The organism is Actinomadura spongiicola (assembly GCF_003432485.1).
GTDB lineage: Bacteria > Actinomycetota > Actinomycetes > Streptosporangiales > Streptosporangiaceae > Spirillospora > Spirillospora spongiicola.
This window is the reverse complement of sequence record NZ_QVNQ01000007.1, coordinates 169,421-182,635: the sequence shown is the minus strand read 5'-3', so window position 1 is coordinate 182,635 and position 13,215 is coordinate 169,421. Positions and strand designations below refer to the sequence as shown.

14 protein-coding genes are annotated in these 13,215 nt (G+C 72.4%); 8 read left to right on the top strand and 6 right to left on the bottom strand.

The features are described from left to right. Positions 1-15 precede the first annotated feature (15 nt). The gene (locus D0T12_RS22840; RefSeq protein ID WP_117401733.1) at positions 16-696 is read right to left on the bottom strand and encodes an SDR family NAD(P)-dependent oxidoreductase; all 681 of its coding nucleotides are present in this window, start codon (positions 694-696) and stop codon (positions 16-18) included. Continuing rightward, a complete protein-coding gene (locus tag D0T12_RS22835; protein WP_117401732.1) occupies positions 693-1,148 on the bottom strand; it encodes a nuclear transport factor 2 family protein in 456 nt (151 codons plus the stop codon). Before D0T12_RS22835 ends, D0T12_RS22840 begins: the two co-directional genes overlap by 4 nt. 61 nt (positions 1,149-1,209) lie before the next feature. On the opposite strand from D0T12_RS22835, the gene D0T12_RS22830 reads away from it, so the two are divergent. Beyond that, the gene (locus D0T12_RS22830; protein ID WP_117401731.1) at positions 1,210-2,094 is read left to right on the top strand and encodes a LysR family transcriptional regulator; all 885 of its coding nucleotides are present in this window, start codon (positions 1,210-1,212) and stop codon (positions 2,092-2,094) included. 69 nt (positions 2,095-2,163) lie between these two features. Here the strand turns inward: D0T12_RS22830 and ccsB are convergent, their stop codons facing one another. The 3 genes from ccsB to D0T12_RS22815 are packed head-to-tail and all read right to left on the bottom strand — an operon-like array spanning position 2,164 to position 5,003. Further along, positions 2,164-3,186: a c-type cytochrome biogenesis protein CcsB gene (gene ccsB / locus D0T12_RS22825; RefSeq protein ID WP_117401730.1), complete on the bottom strand. Its 1,023-nt coding sequence runs from the start codon at positions 3,184-3,186 to the stop codon at positions 2,164-2,166. A gap of 9 nt (positions 3,187-3,195) precedes the next feature. Beyond that, positions 3,196-3,978, bottom strand: coding sequence for an ABC transporter permease (locus D0T12_RS22820; protein WP_117401729.1), 783 nt, complete (start codon positions 3,976-3,978; stop codon positions 3,196-3,198). Beyond that, entirely contained in the window at positions 3,975-5,003 is a 1,029-nt protein-coding gene (locus D0T12_RS22815; protein WP_117401728.1) for an ABC transporter ATP-binding protein, read from the bottom strand. Before D0T12_RS22815 ends, D0T12_RS22820 begins: the two co-directional genes overlap by 4 nt. Positions 5,004-5,086: 83 nt before the next feature. On the opposite strand from D0T12_RS22815, the gene D0T12_RS22810 reads away from it, so the two are divergent. From D0T12_RS22810 to hemL, 7 genes are all read left to right on the top strand, one after another. Continuing rightward, positions 5,087-5,686 (top strand): TetR/AcrR family transcriptional regulator, encoded by a 600-nt coding sequence (locus tag D0T12_RS22810; RefSeq protein WP_158581599.1) that lies wholly within the window; start codon positions 5,087-5,089, stop codon positions 5,684-5,686. A 123-nt stretch (positions 5,687-5,809) separates the two neighbouring features. Continuing rightward, complete coding sequence (locus D0T12_RS22805; RefSeq protein ID WP_117401726.1) at positions 5,810-6,163, top strand: hypothetical protein; 354 nt, start codon at positions 5,810-5,812, stop codon at positions 6,161-6,163. 533 nt (positions 6,164-6,696) lie between these two features. Further along, positions 6,697-7,374: a LuxR C-terminal-related transcriptional regulator gene (locus tag D0T12_RS22800; protein WP_117401725.1), complete on the top strand. Its 678-nt coding sequence runs from the start codon at positions 6,697-6,699 to the stop codon at positions 7,372-7,374. A gap of 488 nt (positions 7,375-7,862) precedes the next feature. Then, positions 7,863-9,125, top strand: coding sequence for an IS701 family transposase (locus D0T12_RS22795; RefSeq protein WP_158581598.1), 1,263 nt, complete (start codon positions 7,863-7,865; stop codon positions 9,123-9,125). Continuing rightward, positions 9,118-9,615 carry a hypothetical protein gene (locus tag D0T12_RS22790; RefSeq protein ID WP_117401723.1) on the top strand — a complete coding sequence of 166 codons (498 nt, stop codon included), beginning with the start codon at positions 9,118-9,120 and terminating at the stop codon, positions 9,613-9,615. Before D0T12_RS22795 ends, D0T12_RS22790 begins: the two co-directional genes overlap by 8 nt. After that, entirely contained in the window at positions 9,612-10,247 is a 636-nt protein-coding gene (locus D0T12_RS22785; protein ID WP_117401722.1) for a hypothetical protein, read from the top strand. Before D0T12_RS22790 ends, D0T12_RS22785 begins: the two co-directional genes overlap by 4 nt. 19 nt (positions 10,248-10,266) lie before the next feature. Then, complete coding sequence (gene hemL, locus D0T12_RS22780) at positions 10,267-11,559, top strand: glutamate-1-semialdehyde 2,1-aminomutase (protein ID WP_117401721.1); 1,293 nt, start codon at positions 10,267-10,269, stop codon at positions 11,557-11,559. A 10-nt stretch (positions 11,560-11,569) separates the two neighbouring features. On the opposite strand, the gene D0T12_RS22775 is transcribed toward hemL, so the two are convergent. After that, on the bottom strand, positions 11,570-13,207 hold the full coding sequence (locus tag D0T12_RS22775; RefSeq protein ID WP_147339601.1) for an MFS transporter: 1,638 nt from the start codon (positions 13,205-13,207) through the stop codon (positions 11,570-11,572). Positions 13,208-13,215: the final 8 nt, after the last annotated feature.

Here is a 13,215-nt window from a genome sequence, read left to right as displayed (position 1 = left end):
CCTTCATCGGAGAGGTCACCAGGGGAGGGGGCGGCCGTCGCGGAAGAAGCCGCCGGTCGGGCCGTCGTCGGGGAGCGTGGCCGCCCAGACGACACCGGCCGCGCCCGCGGAGACGGGACGGCCGCCGGGGCCGCCCATTTCCGTCGCGACCCAGCCCGGGCAGATCGCGTTCACCAGGACGCCGTCGCCGCGCAGCTCGGCCGCCAGCATGCGGGTCAGCGCGTTGAGGGCCACCTTCGTGGAGTTGTACGCCGGGGTGCCGCCGCCCATGTTGGTCAGCGAGGCCGCCTCGCTGGACACGTTCACGATCCGGGGATGCGCGCTCCCGCGCAGCAGCGGCAGCAGCGCCTGGGTCAGTCGCCAGGGCCCGTACAGGTTCGTCTCGGCGGCCTCGCGGACGACGTCCAGGTCGGCCGACACGGCGCCCTGCCAGGTGTCGTAGGTGATCGCGGCATTGTTGACCAGGGCGTCCAGGCGTCCGTACCGTTCCGCGACGGTGGCCGCGGCCGCCGCGACGTCGTCCGCGGAGGTGACGTCGAGCCGGAGCGGGACGACGTCTCCGTCGAGCTCCCCGGCCGCGCGCTCGGCCGCCTCCGGCGACCGGGCGGTGAGCAGGACGGTGTGACCGAGCCCGGCCAGGGCGCGGCACACCTCCCGGCCGATCCCCCGGTTGCCGCCGGTGACGAGCGCGATCATCCCTGTCCCGCCGCCAGGGTCATCAGGTGCCTGTTGCCGTCGCCCCACGTGGCGGTCATCACCACGCCGCCGATCCGCCACGCGCCGTCCGACCGGACCAGGTCGAAGCGGTAGTCGCCGCCGAGCGTCCACAGCGACGAGCCGAACGGGTCGGCGAGGCGGTGCGTGGCCTGGAACGCGGCCGTGCAGACGGCGGTGTCCCCGTCGACGGTGACCAGATGGTTCGTGATCAGGTGCTGGGTGGCGTCGAACGCGCCGAGCACGCCCGACCACGCCTCGACGATCTGCGCGGGTGTCAGCACGGCCGGGTCGCCACCGTTCAGGCTGGTGTAGTCCAGGGTCACCGAGTCCGCGAACACCTCGCCCAGCCGGTCCCATTCACGCTGGTCGGCGTGCCAGGCCATACGGGTGCAGGTCTCGATGATCGCAAGGCGATCGTCCGTGTCGCTCATGCCGCCATCCTGGCGTCGATTACCGGGGAACGTCCAATACCTGCTGTAATAACCGGCGGTTATGGATGCACATCTGCGTGACCTGAGATATTTCGTGGCCGTGGCGGAGGAACTCAACTTCACCCGCGCGGCCGAGCGCCTGTTCATCTCGCAGCCGGCGCTCAGCAAGCAGATCCGCCAGCTCGAGGAGCTGATGCGGGTGAGGCTGTTCGAGCGCGACCGGCGGGAGGTGCGGCTCACCGTGCCGGGCGAGGCCCTGTTGCCGATCGCCCGCGAACTGCTCCAGCGGTGGGACGAGGCGCAGCGCGCCGTCGGCGACGCCGCGGCGACCGAGTCGTCACGGCTGACCGTGGGGATGTCGACCAGCGTCGGACGCGGCCTCTTGGAAACGCTGCGGAACCGTTTCACCGAGCGCCGCCCCGGCTGCGACCTGCGGGTACGACAGGTCAACTGGAACGATCCCACCGCGGGCCTGGCCGACGGCGAGGTCGATGTGGCGTTCCTCTGGCTGCCGTTCCCCGGCCAGGACGACCTCAACGTCAGGGTCGTGGCCCGGGAGCCGCGCTGGGTCGCGTTCCGGCACGACCACCGGTTGGCCGGACGTACCGAGGTCGACTTCGCCGAACTCCTGGACGAGGCGTTCCTGGCACTCCCCGAGAGCGCGGGCCGGCTCCGCGACCACTGGCTCGCGATCGACGAGCGCGACGGCCGTCCGCCGATCGTCTGCGCGACCGTGACCAACGCCGAGGAGACCTTCGCCGCGCTGGAGAGCAGCGGCGCCGTCGTCCTGCTCGCCGCCGGCAACGCCGAGATCTACCGGCGGCCGGGGATCACGAGCATCCCGGTCACGGGCCTGTCCCCCTGCGAACTGGCCGTCGCCTGGCGTCCCGGCGACCACCGCGGCGTCATCCGCGACCTGATCGAGGCCCTGACACCGGCGCCGTGAAGCCCACCGCGGCCTTCCGGTCCGGCACGGCTGCCGCCCCGCCCCGTGGTGGGGCGGCAGCCGTGGTCGTTACAGGCCCGCGTAGGAGTGCAGGCCGGAACCCCAGATGTTGATGCCGACGAGGTTGAACATCAGGCAGGCGTAGCCGGCGAGGGAGATCATGGCGGATCGGCGTCCGCGCCAGCCGGTGGTGGCCTGCGCGTGGAGGTAGGCGGCGTACACGGTCCAGGTGATGAACGCCCAGACCTCCTTGGGGTCCCAGCCCCAGTAGCGGCCCCAGGCGCTGTCGGCCCAGATGGCGCCCGCGATGATGGCGAACGTCCAGATGGGGAAGGCGAAGACGACGGTCTGGCGGGCCAGCCGTTCGAGGGTCCGGGCGGACGGGAGCCGGGTCGCCAGGGACGCGAGCGTGGAGAGGCCGGTGGCGGGCCCGGTCCCGGCGTTCCTGTCGCGGTACAGGTACAGGGCGGTCAGGGCCGTGGCCACGGTGAACGCGCCGCTCGCGATGATGGCGGCGAGGACGTGGATGGCCAGCCAGTACGACTGGAGTGAGGGCTGGAGCGCGCTGACCGGGGTGTACAGGGTGGTGGTGGCCAGGCCCATGCCGAGGACGGCGGGGAACATCACGAAGACGCCGAGGTAGTACGCCCGGTTGCGGGTGAACAGGACGAGCAGCGCCGTCACCGCCGCGAAGACGACCGAGCACACGAACTCGTACATGTTCGCCCACGGCGCGCGGTCGGCGGCGAACCCGCGGGCGGTGAGCGCGCCCAGGTGGACGGCCCAGCCCACGACGGTGAGGCCGACGGCCCAGCGGCTCAGGGAGTCGGCGGTGAACACGCTGCTCTGCCGGGGGACCTCGGGCGGTGGCGGCGGGCTCTCGGCGGGGGCCGCGCCGCCGCCCACGCCGCCGCCCACGCCGACGAGGACCCGTTCGGCGACCCTCTCCGCGGGGGCCTCGGCGTGGACGGTCTCCCGGGTGCGGCGGTAGGCGAAGACCGCGGCGAACGCCAGGGCGGCGAACAGGTAGATCGCGGTGGCGCCGTTGGTGAGGTTGTCGCTCAGCGTCGCCAGGGTCGAGTCGGACGGCATGAATTCTCCTCAGCGGTCGAGTGCGGTGCGGTAGGAGCGGGCGGCGGCGGCCAGGCAGCACGCGCCGAACAGGACGGACCCGACCAGCCGGAGGGCGATTCCCGGCCAGTCGGGGGTCGAGGTGAGCGCCGAGGCCAGCGCGTCGATGTCGTAGGCGAGCGGGGCGACGGCCCGCGCGGACCGGAGCCAGTCCGGCAGCGACTGCGGCGGGACGAGCCCGAAGAAGATCACGAGCGTGAGCCCGAACTGGCCCGCGAGCGCGGCGAACTCCGGACGGGACGGGCCGAGGCCGCTGAGGGCGCCGAGCCCGCCGAGGGCCACGCCGGACGCGAGGACGGCCGGGACGAGCACCCACAGATGGGTGATCGGCAGCGAGAACATCGCGGTTCCGGCGATGGCGGTGATGACGACGCCGGGGACGGCGAACGTCGCGTAGCAGGCGCAGAACCCGAGGATGACGGCGGACGGGCGGACGGGAAGGGCGCCGAAGTATTCGAGTCCCCCACCGGCCTTGAAGGCGGAGAGGCGTTGGGCGAGCAGGTTCCAGGCGATGAACGCCACGACGGTCAGGATCGCGCCCGACACGATGGCGGCCCGGACGTCCGGGGCGGCGGCGCGGCCGAGGCCGCGCAGCAGGGCGAGGATCGCGAGGGACTGCACGGTGGCGATGACGACGACGGCGCCGCCGCCCGCACGGGCCCGTCCGAGTTGGGCGATGTAGACGGCCGCGATCGTGGTGGGCAGGGGGGTGAGGGCCTTCGGCGCCGGACTCCGGCGGCAGGCGATCGTCAACGGTCCTCCTCGATGCCGTCGGCGAGGAGCACGTCCTCCAGGGAGGGCGGGGCGAGGACGAAGTCGTCCAGGGCCGCGTAGGCGGGCCCGGCCAGCACGTCGTCGAGGGCGCGCCGCGCCTCGTCGACGGGGAGGCGGACGGACCAGCGGCGCCCCCGCACCGCGACGTGGTCGGCGATGTCGCGGGCGTCGATCGGCGGGTCGTCCCGCCAGGCGAGTTCGAGGCGCACCAGCCCGCCGAGCCCCTCCTTCAGGAGGCCGGGCGTGTCGCAGGCGACGGTTCGGCCGGTGCTCAGGACCAGCACGCGGTCCAGCACCGTCTCCGCCTCCCGGACGTCGTGGGTGACGAGGACGACCGAGGTGCCGTCGCCGTCGCGGCGCCGTTCGATGGCGTCCCAGACGGCGCGGCGGGCGTCGAGGTCGAGCCCGGTGGTCGGTTCGTCGAGGACGAGCAGGGGACGGTCGGCGACGAGGGCGGCGGCGACACCGACGAGCCTGCGCTGCCCGCCCGAGAGCCGCGCGACCCGTTTCCCGGCGAGGCCGGTGAGGCCGAGTTCGGCGAGCACGTCGGCGCGCTGCGCGCGGGCCCGGACCCGGGACATCCCGCGCAGGCGCGCGGTGGTCTCCACCGCCGTGCGCACGTCCATGTCGCCGAGCGCGGACTCGCGCTGCGGCAGGTACGCGACGTGCGCGGCGGCGCGGGCGGCGTGCGCGGTGACGTCGGCGCCCATGAGCCGGACCGTGCCACGGTCCGGACGCAGAAGCCCCATGAGCAGCCTGACCAGCGTCGACTTCCCCGCGCCGTTGCGTCCGAGGACCCCGAACACCTCTCCGGGCCGCACGGCGAGGGTGACCGACTCGACCGCGGGCCGGGACGCGCCGGGAAAGCTCCTGGTCAGACCGTCGGCCACGCAGACGGCCGCCGCGTGGGCGCCGTCCGGTCCGCCGGTGGACGGCGGCGGCGACGGCCGAGGGGACGGTGGCGGGAACGCCGCCCTGCCGTTGATCAGCACGAGGGACACCATACCGACATCTTGTATCTACGTGTTGTAGTACCGAGTTGGCGGCCGCTCCGGAACCTCCAAAGACTTCGCCTACCATGCAGATCGTGCCTCGAATCTCCGGTTCCCTGGACGAACATCGCGCCGCCATGCGCGAGCGCATCCTGATCGCGGTGCGCGAGATCATGACGACGGACGGCGTCGACAAGCTGTCCATGGCGGAGGTCGCGGGGCGCGCGGAGCTGAACCGCAGCGTCGTCTACAACTACTTCGCCGACGTCCGGGCGCTGCTCATCGCGCACGCCGAGTACGAGACGACCCGGTTCACCGAGGAACTGCACCGCGCGCTGGAACCGGCGGTCTCACCCACCGAGCGGATCACCGTCTACGTGCGGCGGCAACTGGCCGACTTCGCGGCCTACCCGCAGCCCGCCGGGCCGGAGCTCGCAACGCTGCTGGGCCCCGACGGGTACCGGCAGATGCACGCGCACGTGAGCCCGTTGGGGCGGCTTCTCACCGACATCATCGAGGAGGGCGTCAAGACCGGGGAGTTCGCTCCGTGCGACCCGACGGCGACGGCCCATCTGATCCACGCCTGCCTCGGCGCGGAGCGCTACCCGCTGGGGCAGGGCACCCGGGACGTGGACGAGACGACCGACAGGGTCACCACGTTCGTGCTCAGGAGCCTGGGCGCGGACCCGTCCTGAGGGCGCCGCCGTCGGGTCGCTCCGCGAAGCCGGACGCCCCCGCGGCGCTGAAGTACTACGTGTTGTAGTGTCGCCCTGCCCCATTGATCCGCGTGCTCGCCGTGCCGTCCAACGGAGGTCGCCATGGAGTTCGTCCGGCTCCTGCTGCTGTTCTTTCACTTCGTCGGCCTGTCGGTCGTCATCGGCGGTTTCCTCGCCCAGCTCTCCGAGGCGCGGGCGGGCCGGGTCCGGCCGGGCACCGGGATGCTGCACGGCGCGCTGACCCAGCTCGTGACCGGCGTCGCCCTCGTCGGGGTGAACGAGGGCGCGCTCGACAACGATATGAACCAATTCAAGATCGGCGTCAAACTGCTGGTCGTGCTCGTGGTGCTGGCCCTCATTCTGCTGGGACGCAGGCGTCCGCTCGACAAGCCGGTCTTCATGGCGATCGGCGCGCTCGCCCTCACGAACGTGGCGGTGGCGGTTTTCTGGACCTGAACATCCGCACGGCCGAAGAATCGCCTCCCCGGATGTTTCAAAAGCCAACAATCTCCTTGGAGAGCCGCGGGATGTGCGGCAGTGGTGTCCATCTGCGGCAGCCGTCCCCTACGCGACTCAAGGCCCGCGCTCGCCCTCACGATCCCGGGTCCCCCCGCATGACCATGGGTTCCAAATCGCCATTTGCTTGATCGACTTTTGGTCAGGCGTCCCGCACCCTCGAACGCATTGCCTATGCGCTGACCGGCATGTATACACAGTGAAAGGGGCACGACAGGGGTGATTACGGAAAGTGACTCGGGGGTGCAAGGAGTGGTCGCCCACAGTGTTCTCGGCGGAGGTCCGGGCTGAGCCTGACGGCCATGGCCAAGGGGATCGTGCGGAGGGGCGACCATCGTGGCGCGCGGAGTGCGGCCGGGGAAGATGAACCATGCCGGTGAACGCGGGCCGCGACCGTTCTGGGGGGTCGCGGCCCGACGAAAACGTCCGGGGGCGTCGTGCGACGGCGGGCGGCGGCTTGCGCGGAGGCGCGGATGACCGTGCGCGTGTTGGTTCACGACCAGCAGACGCTCACCCTGCTCGGCGTGCGCACCGTCCTCGAAGCGGAACGTGACATCGAGGTCGTCCGGGAGACCCGCGACGCCCACCGGCTCGTCGCGCTCACGCGCGAGCACGCTCCCGACGTGGTCCTCGTCGGGCTGCCGTTACCGGACACCGACGTCCTGGACCTGGTCCGCCGCATCCTCGACGTCGGCGCGGAGCACGCTCCGGGCGTCATCGTGATGACGACGCCCACGCACGAGGACTCGCTGCTGGACGCGCTGCGGGCGGGTGTTCGGGGGGTGGCGAGCAAGGAGAGCCCGCCGTCCGAGCTCGTCCGCACGATCCGGTCGGTCGCGGCGGGCGGGGCCGTGCTCACCTCCACGATGACGCGGCACCTGCTGGAGTGGGCGTCGCGGGTGCCGATGGCGTCGCGGGCGCAGACCTCGGTCGTGGACGCCCTGAGCCGGCGCGAACGGACCGTCCTGGAACTGGTCTCCAGCGGGATGTCCGACGAGGAGGTCGCCGCCGAACTGCACGTCTCCACGGCGACCGTGCGCTCCCACATCCATCACATCACCTCGAAGCTCGGCATGTCCGGACGGACGCAGGTCGTCGCCTTCGCCTACCGGCAGGGCCTGGTGGTGGAGGCGCCGACCACCGCGTGCTGAGCGGGGTCGCCGAACTCTCTTCCGAACGGTCACGGCGCGCCGGTTGCCGCGCGATCGCTATTGCAAATTATTCGCAAATGCGTTTAGGCTGCATATATGTTCGCGCGCCGGAGGGCACCGGAACCCGGCGCGTCGTGCGGCTCCATTCGTCCAGCAGGGCGAGCGTCGGCGCGATCCACATATGTTGATCCACACCCGGTGCCTTCTCCACGGACGGGGAACTCGATCCGGCGCGATCCGACCGCCCGTTGATCAACTTCCGATCGCATTCCACGACGATTCGTTGATCCCTCCATGGCCATCCGATTTCCCCCGTCAAAGATCAACCTCTGACGGAAGACAGCTGATCGCGGGCCAGATTACTATGACGGTGTCGTAATCGCAGGAGAACAACGAAACCGTCTGGGTGAATGGCTGAAACTGTGAAAACGGGTTCATGGAAGAACGACCTTCCCCCACATTCGACTCCACGACAGTCCGCACCCGTCGTGGACCCCTTACGGGTTCGCCCCGGCTCCCCCCGCGGCCTCGGCCCGGCCCGACCGCCGGTGCCGCACGGGGCGTACGCCGACCGGACGGAACTGATGCTGCGGCGTCTGCACCGGTCGATCGCCCCCCGCTTCGCCCGCGCCGAGCCGCGTGACCGCGCCTTCGCCTTCCTCCGCGGAATGGTGTCCTCGGCCGAGCGCCGCAACGGCCGGCGGCTCGCCGAGAACGCCGGGGAGCCGCGACCGGACGGCATGCAGCGGCTGCTGACGTCGGCGCGGTGGAGCGCCGACGCGCTCAGGGACGACCTGCGCGACGTCATCGTGGAGCACCTCGGTGACCCACGGTCCGTGCTGGTCCTGAACGAGGCCGGGTTCAGCAAGAAGGGCGACCGCTCGGTCGGCGTGTCACCGCAGCTCTCCCCGTCCACGGGCGTCGTGGAGAACTGCCAGGTCGCCGTCTTCCTCACCTACTCCGCCCCGCGCGCCCAGGCGATCGTCGACCGGGAGCTGTACCTGCCGACGCGGTGGGCGCGCGACCCGGCCCGGCGGGCCCGCGCCCGGGTACCGGCCGACGTGCCGTACCGCGACCGGGGGCTGCTGGGCCGGGAGATGATCCGCCGCGCCGTGGCGGCGCGCACGCCCGCCTCCTGGGTGGCCGCGTCGAGCCCGTACGGCCAGGACGCCGAGCTGCGCCGGTGGCTCACCGAGCGCGGCGTCCCCCACGTGCTCGGGGTGCGGCCCGACGAGCGGCTGCTGCTGCCGCTCGACGGCCGGACGGTCCAGGCCGTGCCCGAGGAGATCATCGCGGGCATCCCGCCGCGTGACTGGCTGCCGACCCCCGACCATGACGATCCGGTGCGGCGCAGCAGCGTCTGCCACTCGGCGCGCGCCCTGCTCCGCCGCGGCGGCGACCGGCGGCCCGCCCAGTGGCTGCTGGTCCGGAGGGACATCCGCCGGACGCGCGTGTACCTCTGCTCGGCTCCCCCGTCCGCGTCCCTGCGCGAACTGGTCGACGTGGCGCGCCGCGCGGAACGGGCGCCGTCGTGCGTGGAGTCCGCCCGGCACGAGGTCGGCCTGGACCACTACGAGGTCCGGCTGTGGAAGGCCTGGTACCGCTACATCACCCTCGCGCTCCTCGCCCACGCCTGCGTCACCCTGGCCGCCGAGGACGCCCCGCCTGCGAACGCGCGGGCCGTGAACGCGCGGGCCGTGAACGCGCCGTCCATGAACGCCGCTCGGCTGAGAGGGGTTCGTCTTGCCTGAGATCACCGACCCGAGACTCCGGCGCGGCCTCTGCGAGCAGCTGCGCCGCCATCTCGAACTGCGCGCCGAACAGGGCCCGGAGCGGGCCCGGGAGGAGATGCTGGACGGCCTGCCCGACAAGCAGGCCGCCCGGCTCGGCCCCGCGGTGGAGGCCGGTTCGCTCGCCGAGGGCATGGCCCGCGCCCTGCCCTGGCTGGAGGCCGCCGGGCTGGTCCACGAGGTCGTCGACGACTCCCGCCCGGACGAGGACGCGGCCATCGAGATCGCGCTGACCTGCACCTGCGTCACCGCCGCCGAGGAACTCGGCCTCGACGCGGCCCAGACCGAACCCCTGCTGTGCGACCTCGAACTGGAGGCGACCCGGCGGGCGTTCCCACGCCTGCGCGTCCGGGCGCTGGCGCGACGGGCCGAGGGGGCCCGGGTCTGCGTCTTCCGCTACTCCCGCGACACGGCCACCACGACACGACCCGATCTGGAGGAGACATCATGAAGTTCGAACTGACCATCCCCCGCCGCCTGGGCTGGTGGGCGCAGGCGGCCGTCGCCGGGTTCGGGGCCCTGGTCGCCGCCGCGGGCGATGTGCGCGGCGGCGTCCTCGCCGCCCACCTGCCGGTGGTGCTGACCAGCCTCAACAAGGACGCGCTCGCCGCGCCGAAGCTCCCGGACGGGAAGGTGTCCTTCGCCTTCTACGGCGTCATCGACGAGCCCGGTGAGAAGCGCGCCGTGCAGGCCGACCTGGAGAAGGACGACGTCCTCTACGTGGAGATGCTCATTCCGAAGCTCCCGCCGGAGACCGACATCCCGCCGGAGCGGCTTCCCACCCTCACGCTCGTGGCGCCGTCCGGGGAGACGCAGGTGTTCACCGCCAACCGCAGCGAGGTGTTCGACGAGCCGTACACCGACACGTCGTACATCAGCTACAGCGTCGGGCGCATGTCGGCCGAGCAGGGCACCTACACGATGGAGATCACCGGTCCGGTGCCCGCGCGGTTCGTGCTCGCCGTGGGCGAGGAGGAGCGGCCCGGTGAGGTCGTCAAGGGCCATATCGCCGAGATCTCCGACGTCCACGACTGGTACAAGACGCCGCCCGGCACCGTCACGGTCGCGGACGCCGACGAGTAGGACGGACGGGAGAGACGCGATGAGCCGGATGGAGTGTTCGGAGAAGTTGTGGGACCGTGCGCGGCGGGTGATCCCGGGCGGGGTCAACTCCCCGGTCCGGGCGTTCGGAGCGGTCGGCGGCGTCCCACGGTTCGTCGCCTCCGGGCGCGGACCGTACCTGGTGGACGTCGACGGAGACGAGTACGTCGACCTGGTCTGCTCCTGGGGCGCGGCGCTGCTCGGGCACGCCCATCCGGTCATCGTGGAGGCGGTGCGCAACACCGCGCTGTGGGGGACGTCGTACGGCGCGCCGACCGGCGAGGAGGTCGAGCTGGCCGAGGCGATCGTGCGCCGTGCCCCCGTGGAGAAGGTCCGGCTCGTCGGCTCGGGGACCGAGGCGACGATGTCGGCGATCCGGCTGGCCCGCGGCGTCACCGGGCGGGCGAAGCTGGTGAAGTTCGCGGGCTGCTATCACGGCCACTCCGACGGGCTGCTGGCCGCGGCGGGCTCCGGGGTCGCGACCTTCGGGCTGCCCGACTCGCCGGGCGTCCCGGCGGCGGCCGCGGCGGACACGATCGTCCTGCCGTACAACGACGTGTCGGCGGTGACGGAGGTCTTCGTCCGGTACCCGGGCCGGATCGCGTGCGTGATCACGGAGGCGTGCCCGGCGAACATGGGCGTCGTGCCGCCACGGCCCGGGTTCAACGCGCTGCTGCGAGACCTGTGCCGCCGCGACGGTGCCCTGCTCGTCATGGACGAGGTGCTGACGGGCTTCCGGGTGTCACCGTCCGGCTGGCACGGCCTGGACCCGGTTGACGCCGACCTGATGACCTTCGGGAAGGTCATGGGCGGCGCGCTCCCGGCCGCCGCGTTCGGCGGACGGGCCGACCTCATGGACGCCGTGGCGCCCGCCGGGCCCGTCTACCAGGCCGGGACCCTGGCGGGGAACCCGCTCGCGACCGTGGCGGGGCTGATGACGCTGCGGCACGCCACCCCCGACGTCTACGCCCACCTGGACCGGGCCTCGGCGACCCTGGCGTCCGCCGTGGCCGAGGCCCTGGACAAGGAGGGCGTCCCCCACCGCGTCCAGCGGGGCGGCAACCTGTTCTCGGTGTTCTTCCGCGACGCGGACGTCCACGACTACGACGACGCGCGGGCGCAGGACACGGCACGGTACGCGGCCTTCTTCCACGCCGCCCTCGAACGTGGCGTGTACCTTCCGCCGTCGAGCTTCGAGGCGTGGTTCGTGTCGGCCGCGCACGACGACGCCGCGCTGGAGCGGGTCGTCGACGCCCTGCCGCACGCGGCCCGCGCGGCGGCTCAGGCGGAATGACCCTCCCGCGTCAGTGTTCGGCGGTCTTTTCGAGCGTGCCCCCCGGCGCCTTCCTCGCGTGTCCGCGGAGTCCGGCGTCGCGGGGCAGCCGCAGGCTCAACAGGAATCCGGCGAGCATGAACAGCGCCGTCAGGAACGTGACCGTGCGGGCCGCCCGGGTGAGCGCGCGCTCGGCCTCGGCGGCGGCCGGGGCGGTCTCGGGGGCGTACCGCAGATCCGGGATCGTGGCGCCGAGGCTGTCGCGTACGGACGCCGACACGGTCTCCCGCGTCTGCGGCGGCAGGTTCTCCATCGCGCGGAGCCGGTCGTCCACGTCGGCGCCGAGCAGGGAGACCAGGACGGTGCCGAGCACGGCGATGCCCAGCGCGGACCCGAACAGCCGGGTGGTGTTCTGCGCCCCGGACGCCTGCCCGGAGCGTTCGACGGGAACGTCGGCGAGCACCATGTTCGACAGCTGGGCGCTGGCCAGACCGACGCCCACGCCGTAGCCGAAGAGCAGCAGCGCCATCGGCCACAGGTTGCCGGACGGGCTCATCACGACGCCGATCGCGGCGATCGCGACCGTCTCCAGGAGCAGCCCCGCCAGGACGACCCGGCGGGGGCCGTACCGCTGGGTGAGCGGCCCGGCGCCGGGCCCGGCGAGCAGCGAGCCGAGGGCGAGCGCGAGGATGATCACACCGGCGTGTAACGGGCTCAGCCCGAGAGCGGACTGGAGGTACAGCGGCAGGACGAAGACCAGCCCGAACTCGGCGAGGCCCACGATGGCGATCGCGGCGTTGCCGATGCGGAAACTCGGAATGGCGAACAACGTCACGTCCAGCAGGACGGGTTCGCCGCGTCGGCGCCGACGCCGGGTCGCGACGACGAACACGCCGATGAGGAGGACGCCCAGCGCCGCGACCGGCGGGATGGGCGAGACGGCGTCGAACGGCCAGGTGAAGGAACCGGCCTCGAACGGCCGCGTCGGCGTCCACCAGCCGTACCACTGCCCCTCGATCAGCACGAGAACCAGGGCGGCGAAACCGGCGCTCGCCGACAGCGTGCCCACGATGCCGGTGCGCAGCGCCGCCGTGCGGTCGCGGCTCTCCGGCACCCACAGCGCGGTGCCCGCCAGGACCAGCAGCCCGAGCGGCACGTTGACGGCGAAGATCCAGCGCCAGCCGTAGGCGTCGGTGAGCCAGCCGCCGAGGACCGGGCCGATCGCCACGGTGCCGCCGATGGCCGCGCCCCACACCCCGAAGGCCATGGCCCGGTCCCGGCCGCGGAAGGCGGTGTTGATCGTGGAGAGGGTGGCGGGCAGGATCATCGCGGCGCCGACGCCCTGGAGGAGGCGTGCGCCCAGCAGGGTCGCCCCGCCCTGGGCCAGCCCGGCGAGGGCGCTGGCCACGACGAACGTCACCACGCCGAGGCCGAAGAGGCGGCGGTGCCCGAGGACGTCGCCGAGCCGCCCGGCCGGGAGCAGCAGGGCCGCGAACACCAGCATGTACCCGGCGTTGACCCATTCGGCCTCGGTCGCGGTGATCCGCAGATCGGTGATCACGGTGGGCAGCGCGACGTTGACGATCGTGCCGTCCACCATGATCAACGAGATGCCGACGCTGAGCGTGGCCAGGCACAACCACCGGTGAGCGGGTCGAGGTGCGGACACTGCTGCCC